The sequence below is a fragment of the Moorena sp. SIO1F2 genome, assembly GCF_010672755.1.
Lineage (GTDB): Bacteria > Cyanobacteriota > Cyanobacteriia > Cyanobacteriales > Coleofasciculaceae > Moorena.
In genome coordinates this window covers 1-14490 of record NZ_JAAHFV010000154.1, presented here as the reverse complement: position 1 = coordinate 14490, position 14490 = coordinate 1, and the positions used below count along the sequence as shown (strand labels likewise).

Annotated in this window: 17 protein-coding genes; 12 read left to right on the top strand and 5 right to left on the bottom strand. The window is 41.9% G+C overall.

Translation table 11 applies throughout. The annotated features are described in order from the left end of the window. Positions 1–254 precede the first annotated feature (254 nt). The 3 genes from F6J94_RS18485 (at position 255) to F6J94_RS18475 (ending at position 4016) form a co-directional block, all read left to right on the top strand. A complete protein-coding gene (locus F6J94_RS18485) occupies positions 255–1268 on the top strand; it encodes a cytochrome c oxidase subunit II (protein WP_293043158.1) in 1014 nt (337 codons plus the stop codon). 239 nt (positions 1269–1507) lie between these two features. Then, positions 1508–3190, top strand: coding sequence for a cytochrome c oxidase subunit I (gene ctaD / locus F6J94_RS18480; protein ID WP_293043157.1), 1683 nt, complete (start codon positions 1508–1510; stop codon positions 3188–3190). Positions 3191–3389: 199 nt separating this feature from the next. After that, on the top strand, positions 3390–4016 hold the full coding sequence (locus F6J94_RS18475) for a heme-copper oxidase subunit III (RefSeq protein ID WP_293026530.1): 627 nt from the start codon (positions 3390–3392) through the stop codon (positions 4014–4016). A gap of 17 nt (positions 4017–4033) precedes the next feature. On the opposite strand, the gene F6J94_RS18470 is transcribed toward F6J94_RS18475, so the two are convergent. Both F6J94_RS18470 and F6J94_RS18465 read right to left on the bottom strand, forming a co-directional pair. Continuing rightward, positions 4034–4261 (bottom strand): hypothetical protein, encoded by a 228-nt coding sequence (locus tag F6J94_RS18470; protein WP_293043159.1) that lies wholly within the window; start codon positions 4259–4261, stop codon positions 4034–4036. Between the two features lie 87 nt (positions 4262–4348). After that, positions 4349–5587, bottom strand: coding sequence for a CPBP family intramembrane glutamic endopeptidase (locus tag F6J94_RS18465; protein WP_293043155.1), 1239 nt, complete (start codon positions 5585–5587; stop codon positions 4349–4351). A 407-nt stretch (positions 5588–5994) separates the two neighbouring features. Between F6J94_RS18465 and F6J94_RS18460 the strand changes: the two genes are divergently transcribed. Then, positions 5995–6144, top strand: coding sequence for a hypothetical protein (locus F6J94_RS18460; RefSeq protein ID WP_293043153.1), 150 nt, complete (start codon positions 5995–5997; stop codon positions 6142–6144). Further along, positions 6145–7896 carry a hypothetical protein gene (locus tag F6J94_RS18455; protein WP_293043151.1) on the top strand — a complete coding sequence of 584 codons (1752 nt, stop codon included), beginning with the start codon at positions 6145–6147 and terminating at the stop codon, positions 7894–7896. It begins immediately after the preceding gene. Positions 7897–8160: 264 nt separating this feature from the next. On the opposite strand, the gene F6J94_RS18450 is transcribed toward F6J94_RS18455, so the two are convergent. Next, the gene (locus F6J94_RS18450; protein WP_293043149.1) at positions 8161–8325 is read right to left on the bottom strand and encodes a hypothetical protein; all 165 of its coding nucleotides are present in this window, start codon (positions 8323–8325) and stop codon (positions 8161–8163) included. Here F6J94_RS18450 and F6J94_RS18445 point away from each other — a divergent pair. The 6 genes from F6J94_RS18445 (at position 8324) to F6J94_RS18420 (ending at position 12221) form a co-directional block, all read left to right on the top strand. Continuing rightward, a complete protein-coding gene (locus F6J94_RS18445; protein WP_293043147.1) occupies positions 8324–8734 on the top strand; it encodes a hypothetical protein in 411 nt (136 codons plus the stop codon). The two genes, F6J94_RS18450 and F6J94_RS18445, sit on opposite strands and share 2 nt — an antisense overlap. Before the next feature lie 111 nt (positions 8735–8845). Continuing rightward, positions 8846–9193, top strand: coding sequence for a DUF433 domain-containing protein (locus F6J94_RS18440; RefSeq protein ID WP_293043145.1), 348 nt, complete (start codon positions 8846–8848; stop codon positions 9191–9193). Then, positions 9183–9545 (top strand): DUF5615 family PIN-like protein, encoded by a 363-nt coding sequence (locus F6J94_RS18435; protein WP_293043144.1) that lies wholly within the window; start codon positions 9183–9185, stop codon positions 9543–9545. The genes F6J94_RS18440 and F6J94_RS18435 overlap by 11 nt, the downstream gene beginning before the upstream one ends. A gap of 120 nt (positions 9546–9665) precedes the next feature. Beyond that, entirely contained in the window at positions 9666–10385 is a 720-nt protein-coding gene (locus F6J94_RS18430; RefSeq protein ID WP_293043142.1) for a class I SAM-dependent methyltransferase, read from the top strand. Between the two features lie 488 nt (positions 10386–10873). Continuing rightward, positions 10874–11155 (top strand): hypothetical protein, encoded by a 282-nt coding sequence (locus tag F6J94_RS18425; protein ID WP_293043141.1) that lies wholly within the window; start codon positions 10874–10876, stop codon positions 11153–11155. A gap of 850 nt (positions 11156–12005) precedes the next feature. Next, positions 12006–12221 (top strand): hypothetical protein, encoded by a 216-nt coding sequence (locus F6J94_RS18420; protein ID WP_293026548.1) that lies wholly within the window; start codon positions 12006–12008, stop codon positions 12219–12221. Between the two features lie 322 nt (positions 12222–12543). Here the strand turns inward: F6J94_RS18420 and F6J94_RS18415 are convergent, their stop codons facing one another. Next, a complete protein-coding gene (locus tag F6J94_RS18415; protein ID WP_293043140.1) occupies positions 12544–13506 on the bottom strand; it encodes an aldo/keto reductase in 963 nt (320 codons plus the stop codon). A 435-nt stretch (positions 13507–13941) separates the two neighbouring features. On the opposite strand from F6J94_RS18415, the gene cutA reads away from it, so the two are divergent. After that, the gene (cutA, locus tag F6J94_RS18410; RefSeq protein ID WP_075902723.1) at positions 13942–14262 is read left to right on the top strand and encodes a divalent-cation tolerance protein CutA; all 321 of its coding nucleotides are present in this window, start codon (positions 13942–13944) and stop codon (positions 14260–14262) included. Here cutA and F6J94_RS18405 read toward each other — a convergent pair. Beyond that, positions 14252–14490, bottom strand: a 239-nt coding sequence (locus F6J94_RS18405; RefSeq protein ID WP_293043138.1) for a hypothetical protein, incomplete at its 5' end; no start/stop codon positions are given. The two genes, cutA and F6J94_RS18405, sit on opposite strands and share 11 nt — an antisense overlap.

The following is a 14490-nucleotide window of genomic DNA, read 5'->3' as shown; positions in this document are numbered from 1 at the left end:
AGCTGCTTTACCGTAGTTAATAGAGCAAGCCAAGCTTGCTCTAATATCCTCTACTCACGCCCGTCACTGCTAGCAGGCCATCAGAATTGTTGTCTGTAATGTGGACACTATGGGCGGAGTAGCTCACCAGAAGGCTGATTTTCCTTAAAAATATAGCCATGCCCTGACATTCTAGGACACTAAATCGGTTCGTGCCTCGCCTGCCTTGATAATCCCTGTTACTTTTGTTGATATAAGTATTCAACCCTAATCTCGTGAACATTCCAAGCCAAATTTCAACCCTTATTGCTGGCATTTTCATAACCCTGATTAGTCTCTGGTACGGTCAGAATCATGGACTTATGCCAGTAGCCGCCTCCTCAGAAGCCGGTGATGTAGATGGTCTGTTCAACTTGATGATGACCATTGCCACTGGTCTATTTATCCTCATCCAAGGGGCACTTATCCTAATAGTCATCAAATTTCGTAGACAAAAAAATGACCAAACCGATGGGCCATCGACCCATGGCAATATCCCCCTAGAGATCCTTTGGACCGCAATCCCGACGGTGATTGTCTTTGTCCTAGCTGTCTATAGCTTTGAGGTCTACAACGCTATGGGAGGTCTGGATCCCATGGCTTCTCATGACCACCATCAGCAGGAAATTGCCCACAATCATCAGATGTCACCATCTGGGCAAGAGGGGAATGAAAGTCTGATTGCCATGGTTCCAGGTCAAGGCACAGTTGCCCTAGGTATTGGAGCGCCTCCAGGACAAGAAGGTCAAGGTGAACCCCTAGAGGTTAATGTCGCTGGTATGCAGTATGCCTGGATTTTCACCTACCCTCAAACCGGTGTTATGTCTGGGGAAATGCATGTCCCAGTTGGACAACCGGTTAAGCTGAATATCGAAGCTAACGATGTGATCCACGCCTTCTGGTTGCCAGAGTTTCGGATTAAGCAAGATGCTATCCCAGGTCGGATTAGTCAACTAGGGTTTACAGCAACTAAAGTGGGTGATTACCCGATCATCTGTGCTGAACTCTGCGGGTCCTACCATGGAGGAATGAAAACTCGATTAATCGTTGACACACCGGAAGACTATCAAGCCTGGGTTAAGGAAAATCAATTTGCTAGTGCAGACACCATGGAAAAAGCGGTGGCTATCAACCCTGCTGCCATGTCAGAGGGTGAGTTCTTGGCTCCCTATGCCTCTGAAATGGGTATTGATTCCCAAACTCTCCAACACCTAGACCACTCTCACCATCATCCTGGAATTATCCAATAAGTTCATATTAGAATTAAGAATTTAGAATTAAGAATTTAGAATTAAGAATTTAGAATTAAGAATTTAGAATTAAGAATTTAGAATTAGTTCATTCTCCATTCTCCATTCTTCATTCTTCATTCTCCATTCTCCATTTTCCATTCTCCATTCTTCATTCTTCATTCTTCATTCTTCATTCTTCATTCTCTTGCCTATTGCCTCTTGCCTATCCTTTTAGTCCATCACACCTCCACTATCCCATGACGACGCAATTAGAAAAACCGGAATCTGTCAAAGATGCTGGTCATGTTGAAGAACATGAGCGGCGTTGGCAAGATTACTTCACCTTCAATACCGACCATAAAGTGATTGGGATTCAATACCTGGTCACTTCATTTGTGTTCTATTTCATCGGTGGCGCATTAGCTGGATTAATTCGCACTGAGTTGGCAACACCAGACCCGGATTTATTGAGCCCTTTAACCTACAACCGAGTGTTCACCATGCACGGAACAATTATGTTGTTCCTATGGATTATCCCGGCTGGTGCTGCTTTTGCTAACTATCTGATTCCCTTGATGATTGGGGCAAAGGATATGGCATTCCCCAAGCTGAATGCGGTGGCATTCTGGATGAATGCTGTGGGGGGTTTGCTGTTAATGAGTAGTTTTTTCGTAGGTGCTCCCGAAGCCGGTTGGACCTCTTACCCCCCTTTGAGCTTGATTAGTTCTCAGGTGGGTGAAGAAATTTGGATTCTGAGCATCCTGGTGATCGGGACTTCCTCAGTGCTAGGGGCGCTTAACTTCTTCACCACTATTGTGAAGATGCGCACACCTACCATGACTATTCATGATATGCCTCTGTTTTGCTGGGCAATGTTAGGAACCTCAATCCTAGCTTTGATTGGTACTCCAGTCCTAGCAGCAGCGTTAATTTTCCTGTCCTTTGATTTAATTGCTGGCACCAATTTCTTTAACCCGACTGGGGGAGGAGACCCAATTGTTTACCAGCACATGTTCTGGTTTTACTCCCACCCGGCGGTGTACATCATGGTGCTACCGTTCTTTGGGGTAATTTCCGAAATCCTACCGGTGCATGCCCGTAAGCCGGTTTTTGGCTATCGTGCGATCGCATACTCCAGTATGTTGATTTGTTTCCTAGGACTAATTGTCTGGGCGCACCATATGTTCACTAGTGGCACTCCTGGTTGGTTGCGGATGTTCTTTATGGCTGCCACCATGCTGATTGCTGTGCCCACAGGGATTAAGGTGTTTAGCTGGGTGGCAACGATTTGGGGCGGAAAAATCAGCTTAAATAGTGCCATGCTCTTTGGTATGGGCTTTATCTCGGCATTTTTGATTGGGGGTCTCAGCGGTGTCATGCTCGCTTCCGTTCCCTTTGATGTCCATGTTCATGACACTTATTTCATTGTCGCTCACTTCCACTACGTTCTATTTGGTGGTAGTGTGCTCGGATTATTTGGCGCAGTTTATCACTGGTTCCCCAAAATGACCGGGCGAATGGTCAACGAAACCTTAGGACGCATTCACTTTGTGTTGACCTTCATTGGTCTAAATATGACCTTTTTGCCGATGCATGAGCTAGGTCTATTGGGTATGAACCGTCGGGTTGCTATGTATGACCCCCAGTTTCAAAGCCTCAACATGATCTGCACTATTGGCTCCTATCTTCTAGCGGTTTCTACCATACCCTTTGTGATTAACATCCTCTGGAGTGTGAACCGTGGTAAAATCGCTGGTCGCAATCCTTGGAGAGCTCTGACATTAGAGTGGCAAACTACCTCTCCTCCTGCTATTGAGAACTTTGACGAGGAACCCATTTTGTGGTCCGGTCCTTACGAATACGGTATCGACAGTTATAGTGTTGACACCGATAAACAGGTCGAGGAGTTGCTGGTTGAAGTTAAAGGAGATGTTGGGTAAGTTTGGGTTGAACACGCACGGGTGGCCTTTTGGCCAAGGTTGTCTGTCAGAATTAAGAATGTAGAATGCAGAATTTAGAATGTAGAATTCTTAATTCTTAATTCTTAATTCTTAATTCTTAATTCAACCTCCTAACTTACCCTAATCGAAGCTCAACAGGCACAAATGTCAGCTGAAGAAGATTAATTCAAAGGAATTTATGCAAGGCTCAACGATAGATCCGTCTAAAACTAGCCTCAACTATCATCATGAGGTTGAGGCGGCAGAGGTACATCACGAGGAGCATCCGGATTTTCGGATGTTTGGTTTGGTGGTGTTTCTGGCTGCTGATAGTATGACCTTCTTGGGAATGTTTGCCGCTTTTTTAATTTATAAAGCGACCATGCCAGCTTGGCCTCCAGAGGGTACAGAATTAGAATTATTGGTGCCAACAATTAACACCATTATCCTGATTACTAGTAGTTTCGTCATGCACCGGGGCCAGAGTGCTATTAAGAAGAATGATGTCTCTGGTTTGCGACTCTGGTTTGGAATCACTGCTCTGATGGGTGCGATGTTCTTAGGAGGACAAGTCTATGAGTACACCCATGTAGACTTTGGTCTGACTACTAACTTATTTACCAGTTCTTTCTTTGCCTTAACTGGTTTCCATGGTCTTCATGTTACTTGCGGACTCGGGTTAATTATGTTAGTATTAATGCGATCGCTAAATTCAAAGCACTACTCCAGTGAAGAGCATTTTGGTGTAGAAGCCGCAGAACTCTACTGGCACTTCGTTGATGTGGTGTGGATTGTTCTGTTTGTAATCGTGTATTTGATTAATTAGTTTTCGCCACAGTTTTCTTAACAAAGTTTTGATGCACTACCCCCCAATTGGGGGGATTTTTTTTTGAAGGTAGGGAGTAGGGAGTAGGGAGTAGGGAGTAGGGAGTAGGGAGTAGGGAGCAGGGAGTAGGGAACAGGGAAGAGTGCGTAGGGTGTGTTAGGGGCGGAAAGCCTCTGATTTTTGGCCTCGTGGCCAGGGTTGGGATAGTCCGTCCGGAAATGAAACGGGCAAGATGCCCGTTCCACCAAGATGCCTGTTTATGGATGATGGTAGCGCTAATCCAAACAGCACAGGTGAATTTAACCCGTTGGATTCCTTACAATTTTCAACAATCACTTAGGATTTCTATAGTAGGGAAGGATGTCATCTTGTTTAGGAAAATTTCGATATAAAAAAACCATGATAACGGCAAACGATATAGCTGCTACAATTGCTTTTTGACCTAATAATGGTTCCATTGAAGCTCGATAATCGTTTACCGAAATGAAGTCAACGTTTGAGCTACTATAGTAGTGTCGAATCCTAAAAATTGTTACAATAGTATTGTAAAGACTATGACAAAGGATTGGGACTATTAATTTGCCAGTCTTAAAGTAGAGAACACAAAATATAGTTCCGGCAATGAACAAGCCTACAATATCGAATCGCAAATGGAAAATCGCAAATAATAAAGATGAGGTAAATATTCCGGCTTTGATCCCCCATTTCATTGCCCACTTCTGCAAGATTATTCCACGACAAATAAGCTCTTCCAACAACGGAGCACAAACAATTGCTGAAAAGCTCCAAAATATTAGCCCTATAACATTTGTGAAGCATGATTCATTAATGAATTTTTCAACATAATCTGGAAAAATAAATGAAATATAATATAAATTCAGCGAATAAAAGCCCCAAGCAAAAGCATATTCTATAATAACTATAAAAATAATTAACTTTAGATTTTTTTGGTGCTTTAAAATACCCAAATTAAAAATACCAAATTTTCTTAAATCGAATCCAACTCTTCGGAGCTCTAAAAATAAAAATAATCCGATAAATAACGATACAATTACACCGATTACTGCGTTAAAATCGGCATTTTCGATAAGCTCGCTAAAATCCCTGTTATTCACCAAGCCAAATAATCCGACTATTGTCAAGATGTAAATTGGGAAACCTAGAAACCAAAATAATAAAAACTCAGGGATATTAAGCTTATTAAAGGGGTGATTTATTGAGTCTTTAGCCAATGACTCTTCTGAATAAAGTTTATTTCTCTTTGTCGGAAAAAGGAATAAGACTGATAAGCCCCAAATACTTAATAATCCTAACCATCCCCAATTACTTGGATATCCCTTGTCGTGAATATATAGACGGCACCCTTTGACAAGAGGCACATATCCATATAATAGTAATCCTAAAATCAGTAAAATAATGAGTAGAGATAAAGGTGGATACAATGAGGCTAAAAACCTTTCATTTTTTTGTGAAATTAATCCAAGAGTTAATAACGGAATAAACTGGAAAGCTAATCCACAAAGAATTAGGTTGATAGAGTGATTTTTGGAATTGGTATTCTTGATTGTCATTGGCTCCGTAGGTAATATACTATAATCGTTTCATACCAATGGAATAGAGAGGATTGACAAAAACAGAGGGAGTGGGCAAGCTTGAAAACAGAAAGCACTCATCGGTTATCAACATGCCAAGAATTAACTTCCCTATCCAGAAAGCCCTGTGGGATAGCTGATGTCAAGTGGTTAATTGGAGCAACTTTGGACATCTAACCACCTGTATTGGCATAATAATAGCCCTGATAGAAACAAGGAGCGTTAAGAAACAGCATCACAAAGGTCTTTATCCCCTTGAATTCCAGGTACAAACGTACCACTACTATTCTTACTACCTTTTTGTACTCAATCAGGATTATTTGGTTAAAGGTTGTTCGCCTTTGGCGTTGCCTTCGGGTAGGTTAACCGGTTTAAGGTGATCTTAATTGACTAGAATAAGGATTCTCATAGTAATTAAATACACCAGATTTTTTCCCGATTCCCGATTCCAGACTCCCTATTATCGATTCTCGACTCCCTATTGCCTACTCCCTATTCCCTATTCCCTATTCCCTATTCCCTATTCCCTTGACTAAATGATTACCCCTATTCACAGATTCCTAACAACTCCTTGTAATAAACGATTTACTCCTCAAGTTATCTTTTGGTTTAGCCTCAGCCTAACCTTTACGGTAGTGTATAGCTTCCTAGCACTACGGGAAGCATTCAGCGGTGAGTATATTGTCCAAGATGATGCACGACAACATATATTTTGGATGATGCGATTTCTTGATCCAGAGCTGTTTCCTAAAGACTTAATTGCTGATTACTTTCAAACGGTTGCTCCAGCTGGCTACACTACAGTCTATCGAGTGATAGCAGCATTGGGTGTTAATCCATTGCTATTTAACAAACTCTTACCGGTAGTGTTGAATCTGGTTAGCGCTAGCTATTGCTTTTGGGTATGTCTGGAATTGTTGCCAGTACCGGCAGCTGCCTTTAGTGCTACCCTGTTGCTGTCTCAAGCGTTGGGTATGACTGATACGGTGGTGTCTGGAACACCGAAGGCGTTTGTCTATCCCCTATTGTTGGGGTTTATGTATTACCTAGTGCGGGGGTCATTGTGGTTTTGTTTGGGTGCGATCGCACTCCAAGGTCTATTCTATCCCCAGTTAGTCTTTATCTCTTCCGGTACCTTAGTTTTACGACTATTTGAATGGCGCAATGGTAAGTTAGGGTTATCCCAAGAGCGACGTTGGTTGTGTTTGGCCGGTTTGATAGTAGCCTTTTTGGTGATGCTGCCCTATGCTCTCAAAACCAATGAGTTTGGTCCAGTGATTTCTGTCGCTGAAGCCAGACAGTTACCAGAGTTTTTTCCAGGGGGGCGATCGCGTTTTTTTTATGACGATGATCCCGCTAAGTTTTGGTTAAAAGGTAGAAGCGGAATTCGTCTGACTTCGATTCTTACTCCAGCTACTAATGCAGCGGGATTTTTACTGCTGCTCTTGCCATTATTTCCCAATAAATTTCCTTTAGTCAAGCAGATCAGTAAAGAAATTACCCTTTTGCTCCAGATGGTGATAGCGTCTCTCGGGATGTTTGTTGCTGCTCATGTTTTGCTATTTAAATTACATCTTCCTAGTCGCTATACTCAACATAGTCTGAGAGTGATAATGGTGCTAAGTGCTGGCATAGTTTTTATCATTCTGATTGATAGCATCTTTAAGTGGGCAAGCCAGCCTAGCCAAAGCGGTTTTTCTAACTCTGGTTTTTCTAGTATTTTTTCTATACCTAACGTTTTGGCGATAGCAACTACTACGATAATTGCAGCAGCCTTAGTATTCTATCCTAGTTTTGTAGATGATTTTCCCATTACTGCCTATAAAGTCGGGGATACTCCATCCTTGTATAACTTTTTTCAACAACAACCGAAAGATAGCTTAATTGCTTCTCTGTCTCCAGAGATGAATAATATCCCCACCTTTGCTCAGCGTTCGGTTTTGGTAGCGAGTGAGTATGCTATTCCTTACCACGTCGGATATTATCAGAAATTTCGACAACGAACTCTAGACTTAATTGATGCTCAATATAGTGCTAATCTCTCCGTTGTTAAGGAGTTTATTAAAAAGTATGATATTGATTTTTGGGTACTAAACCCAATTGAGTTAAAGGCTGATGCTATTAAAGATCGCAAGTGGTTGAAGCAGTATCAGCCAGCAGCTAATAATGCTATTCAACAACTTGAACAAGGGATAAAACCTGCTTTGGAAGAAGTGATGGCATCTTGTTCGGTGTTTGAAACTCAGGGATTGGTGGTTTTGGAGGCGAAATGTATTGTTAGGGAGTAGGGAGTAGGGAGTAGGGAGTAGGGAGTAGGGAGTAGGCAAGAGGCAAAAGGCAAAAGGCAAGAGGCAAAAGGCAAGAGGCAAAAGGCAAGAGGCAAAAGGCAAAAGGCAAAAGGCAAGATCTAATAGACAATAGGGAAACAATATTGTCTATTGGATCAGCTATTTAAAAAATGCTATATTACTTGATTTAATTTGATGAAATTACTTCTTTAAATTTCGTTAATAGCTAATCGTTAAAATTGCCAACATTAAAATTTTATATTGTTAAATATTGTTAAATAATGCCAAAAATATCTTGACAATGTGGGCTTTATTGGTAATAATAAAAATGTCTGGTGTTTCGATATGATTATCGGACAAAAAGCCGCGCTTGAGACCATCATTCCAACAGCGCGGCTTATTCCCCAAGGATATCGGAGATAATTCCATGATGCCAAATAAACGCTCAACTGATCATGCTATCTACTATCAGCGATACCTAGATCGCCTGGCACAACTATCAGGGAAGAAACCCCCTCGCCCAAAATCCTATCCTCGTCCCCTAACTGACCTAGACCGAATTCTGATTCAACTGTACAGTAACTGGCAACTGGCGATGACACCAAAGGAATTCATGTCGAAATGGGAGGTTAGTCGAGAAGACATAGCATTAATCTGCTCCCGCTCCATCAGTACAGTTAACAGCTGGTTTGCTGGAAATAAGCGCTATAAAGCTCCTGGTGCTGACGTGTTACGACATCTTGCCCTGATGGACTTTTTGTTGGAAAATTTCGATGCTATTCCCAGGGAGTTGTTGGAGCGATTATGTGGTAGTAATCTTGAAGGTTATTCGCCCTAGGGGTATTGATAAACAAGTAGTGGTTTGGCTACGGTCTGGTAAAGGATTCGGGAGCTAAAATCACTACTTGTGTACGACTGCCAAACTTACTAGTTTATTGACCTAACGATCATGTCAAATCAAGCTTTAACAGACTATTTCAACTTTATTGCTCCTACTGATATTCGCATCAAAGGAACAAGAATTGGTATTGAAACTATATTATATGACTATCTAGACTGTCATAAAACCCCAGAAGAAATTGCTCAAGCTTATACATCATTAACTCTAGAACAAGTCTACGCTACTATTCTCTATTACCTGCAAAATCAAAACGCTGTGAGCGAATATATGAAAAACTGGATTTTTCATGGTCACACCATGAGGGAGCAGCAACGACTCAATCCGCCTCCTGTTTCCGAGAAACTGCGCCAATTAAGAGCAACAAGAAAAGCTAGGCAACAAGGGAATGAGTCTTAATTATCTAATTGATGAAAATGTTAATTCTCTCTATCCTACACAAATTAGACGAAGAGAACCCAGTATTGTGATCAAAGTGGTGGGAGAATCGGAAACACCACCTAAAGGTACTCTAGATCCAGAAATTCTTGACTGGTGCGAGGAGAATAACTTTGTGCTGGTAACCAATAACCGGACTTCCATGCCAGTTCACTTAACTGACCACCTAGCACAAGATCACCACATACCAGGTATTTTTATTCTTAACCCTAATTTGACTATTGGAGAAAACCTTGAGGAGTTAATCATAGCAGCTCTTGCCTCTGAAGACAATGAGTACCAAGACCGCATTGTTTATTTGCCTCTGCCATAGGTTGATCAGTAAAGCTATTAGCCCTAGAAATGCTGAGATTATCTATAAATACGTTATTGTCTTAACTGATCACAGATGGTATGATCCTTGAGTTCATCCTTCGTTAAATGTATAAAAAAAATGGTTAATGAATATACAGGGATTACCGAGTATTACGATCTATTGATGACATCTGGTTACTACGACTATCAGAAGATGGCTAAGGAAGTACACTCGATTGTGGGTGATGGTTGTGAGCTTCTTGAGTTAGGTGTAGGAACGGCATTACTGGCAGAACAGTACATGAAGATCGACCCAACCTGCAAGTTTACAGGAATCGATTTTACCCCATCCATGATTGAAATTGCCAAAAGACGGTTGGGAAATTGGGCTAAATTGATTGAAGCTGATGCGATCACAATGGACTTAAAGGCAACATTCGATGGGGCGATCGCTAATGGAGGAGTGTGGGGATTTCTTGATTGGGGTGATCGATGGGAATTAGCGAGTCACATTCCCGATGTTGAAGCCAACCGTCAAGGGTTGAAAAATTTAGCTCGCCACTTACGAGAAGGAGGATTGTTATTGCTCAACCGGCAAAAACCACACGAGAACTATGATAAATCCCTGTCAGCGGGAATTGTCTATTCCCAGTTTATTGAGGAAGGGGAAGATACTAGGGATTATTATACCATCAAAAAAAGCTATTTATTTAAGAAAGATGGAGAAATTATGGCTCAAGAACAGCTAACGCTTACTTATTTCAAGCCAGAGGCTTATCGGCAAATGTTAAGTGAAGCGGGATTTGATTTCCAAGGTACAAATAATAGCGAACTCTTGGCGATTTACAAAAAGCGGTGATATTCGATTATAAGATAATCTTATCAACGACTAGGTTGATAAGATTATCTTATAATATTCCTAATCGAGTACAAATTCTGGCGTTCCGGAATTAGGGGATGAAGACAGAGCGCTATTAATTAACGCTAGTTATAACCGGAGGTAAGAATGGCTGGACGATATATTGACGGAACCCAACTGGCTTCGTGGCGACAAGAGGCGATGGAGCAAGCGAACGGGGGGGCACTACAAACCCGACTGCACAGGTAGTTGGCTACGCTCTGGTGAAGGTTCCGGGTGCTAAAATCACTACTAGTGAAATTTGATAGAGTGACGTTCAATTTGATAATGCTCTAGTTTCCTCAGCTGTTGTATGGTTCAAGCGAAAAAAATCGGATAAAAACCATAACGTTAAATTCACCTTTGGCGGAACCATCCACAAGCCAGCCCTGCAAAAAGACGTTAGTTGGAAAGTATTGACTTCTGAAAATAAATGGTCGCACTTTCCATTGTTTGATGAACGTCAAGTTATATTTATTCTCAACCAATCAAAAGCAATTGTTACCAACTCATATCTTATTCTCTACCCCAAGCCAGATTTGGAAAACGCCATAAACCAAAATCCCAACTTGGACAAATTGCTGATAGAAGCGCTTAATCAAATTACTGGGAAAGCTATGGTTGATGAGGGTAGAGTTTATGGTGGAGGGATGTATAAATTAGAACCGAAGGAACTGGCTAATGTACCAGCATTTGAGCTGCAGGGGTTGCTATCAAAAGGTTCTAAGTAAGGGGAGCATCTCAAAGTTTTAAATCTATAATTCAGGGAACAAGAGTTGTGTTTTATGCTTCCATCGGAGTATGTTTGCAAAATAAAGTTAGATGCACCCTCTCACCCCTTAATGGTCAGGTAGTGGTACACAAGTAGTGATTTTAGCTCCTGTTACTTTGACCAGACTGTAGCCAAATCAATACATGTTAATCACTACCAATGGTCAAAATTTACAACAACTTTAATTTTAATCCCGAGAATGTGAAGGAATTGTGTTGACATTACAGCAAGTCATCATTTATGATTAATGTAAGATCCAATCAGACTTGACACAATAGTATTTTTACTGGTAAGCTTTATATAGCTATACCCAAAAGCTTGGCATTTCAGATTTTTTGTAGTCTGATTGGATCTAACAATCGACTCATTATTCTGATTGGCAGCGCTTGGTAATGCTCCAAATCTGGAAATGGTCGATGTAAGAGGTATTCTTCAAAAGCCAGTGAGTCATACCAATAACTCTTCTACCCTTCTAGAAGGCTACGCCAACACACCCCTAGGTGAGATTATCACCATTTACGTTATATAATTATAGGAACCATTATCATAAATATCTCAAAGTTGTAAATCTATAACTTAGGGAAGTGGAGGAGTGTTTTAGCCTTCAATGCTCGTAGTCATTGCTATGTGTACCACCGTGTATCTGTGTGATTGGCTGTGTTTTGCCTGGTTGCCATATAGGTGGACTAGTTGCAGATTTTCATACTAGAAAGACTCAGCCAGAATCAGTTTCGCAGGCCGTTTCTGGCTGCTGTCCTTCTAACAACGAATACAAACTACCTCGGCTCTTCTAGGGCCGCTAACTCCCTATGATATCACATCAAAATCCCCATTTCAATGTGGAGGTTAGCCAGGTTGTTAATACATCAACAGGTGCATCAACTCCCGATACACCTCCTGGCGCTCCACTTATCCCCCTGATCCAAGGTGGAACAGCAGTGGCTGCAGTCATTGCCTTAACCGTGTACTCAAAAACAATTATCGAAGCGATAACCAAATTAGTTAAAGAAGCAAAGGAGGATTGATCACTGGATAGCCTAAATTGATCAACTTGGGTTATCTTCGGTAATTACCTTTAATCCCCAGATAGTTGTTGAGACTATCTGGGAAATAGTTTTAGTTACTGACAGTAAGCAATCAGCTTTCAGCAATCAGCTTTCAGCAATCAGCTTTCAGCAATCAGCTTTCAGTTTTCAGTTTTCAGTTTTCAGCTTATGCGCTACGCGCACGCTACGCGAACAGCCATTGGCAGTAAGCCAGGCTAAGAGAGCTTTTGAATAAAATAAGTTGACCGCTGACCGCTGACCGCTGACCGCTGAGGTCAAGAAGTCAGGTTTAAGCAGTCCCTTAAAGATCCCACATCACTGGATTATCATCTAAATGGTCTGTAACCAGCCGTCCAATCTGATCAATGTCTTGTAGCTCATCAGCAGCAGACAGCTTAACCTCAACAGCTTGAGCATTGTCAATAGCTTGGGCACTATTTCGGAATCCTGCGATCGCATTAGTTTGTGGCTGAGACATCAACCATGCCAGAGACAACTGAGCCAGGGTACACTGATGACGCTCTGCAATTGGTCGTAGCTGAGCTAATGCTTGCTGTGCTCGTTGATAGTTATCACCGTTGAACAACTTATTTTTGCTGCGATGATCCCCTTCTTCAAACTTGTGCTCTGGACCAAACTTGCCAGTTAATAATCCCTGAGCTAAGGAAGAATAGCCAATAATCGAGATATTGTGCTCTACACAGAAAGGCATAGCATCTTGCTCCACCTGACGCCAAAACAGAGAGTAGGGAGGCTGCAGGCTATCAATTCGTCCGTACTGAGAAGCTTCTGCTAACTGGCTGCGGGAAAAATTGGAGACTCCAATTGCCCGAATTTTGCCTTGCTCTTTCAACGTATTGAGAGCGCTCATGGTTTCCTCAATTGGCACTACCTCACTTCCCAAGGTGCCAGAAGGCCAGTGAATCTGGTAGAGGTCGATATAATCTGTCTTCAGATTTTTCAAGGAACCCTCACAAGCCTCGATCACCTGGTCATATTTAAGATGATTAGCACACACTTTGGTAGCATAAACCAGTTGGTCGCGTACCTCTGCTAGAGCCTGACCAACAATTTGTTCCGAGTGACCCTTCCCGTAAAGTTCTGCAGTATCAACCGTAGTTATCCCCGCCTCAAATCCTGCTCGCAGCCCTTTTATGGTCTCAGCATCTTCAATGCCTACCCACCTAGATTTACCGGCCTGCCAAGTGCCCATGATAATCGGGGTGATTTTTACCTCCGAAGTGCCTAAGGCTTTGGTTTCCATCCTTAACTCCTTTCACTTTTTCGGCCTTACTTAATCATGGAATGATTTTAAGAGTTTTCTGGAATGGGCATCAGGCGTGGAATGGGCATCAGGCGTGGAATGGTCATTAGGCGTAAAATGTGCATTAAATGTTAAATGTGTATTAAACGTGTAATAAACATTAAGTGTGTAATGGTAATTAAGTGTGGAATAAGCATTAAGCGTGGAATATGCATTAAGCGTGGAATGGGCATCTTGCCCGTTACAATTTTCCGGCAGGCAGGATGCACCCCACCAAAACGAGACGATCGCCCATTCATACTCTAATTCAGCAACGTCATAATTCTAAGGGTTTTCTGTATAAAACATTAATTTTAACCGTTTTCTGTGTAAAACATTTTAAAGTGCGGAATCTGGTTTAATATATTCCCGGGTCAAAAAAAATTGAGCAAAAGCATGAACATTGTTTTAATCCTTGTCACCTGTCCTGATAATGCTGTTGCCCATGATCTGTCTAATCAGCTTCTCCAGCGTAGAGAGGCAGCATGTGTGAACATTATTCCCGGGATCTCTTCAGTTTATTGGTGGGAGGGTGAGGTTGAGTCTGATTCTGAAGTGCTGCTAGTAATCAAAACAACTACGGAGCTGATCTCTAAAGCAGAGCAGACTGTAACTAATTATCATCCCTACGATACCCCTGAATTTGTGGTACTAAGTACACAGCATGTCAACGAACAGTATGCAGCTTGGCTGATTAATAATGTCGCTATTGCCTAAAATCCGGTAATTTCTGGCAATAGTTGGGGCGTTGCGTCAGTCTTCGAATGAATAGGAGTAGAGTGGGCATCCTGCCCGCGCGAAAATAAGGAGGAAACTGGCAAGATGCCAGTTCTACACAAGATGCCAGTTCTACACAAGATGCCAGTTCTACACAAGATGCCAGTTCTACACAAGATGCCAGTTCTACACAAGATGCCAGTTCTACACAAGATGCCAGTTCTACAC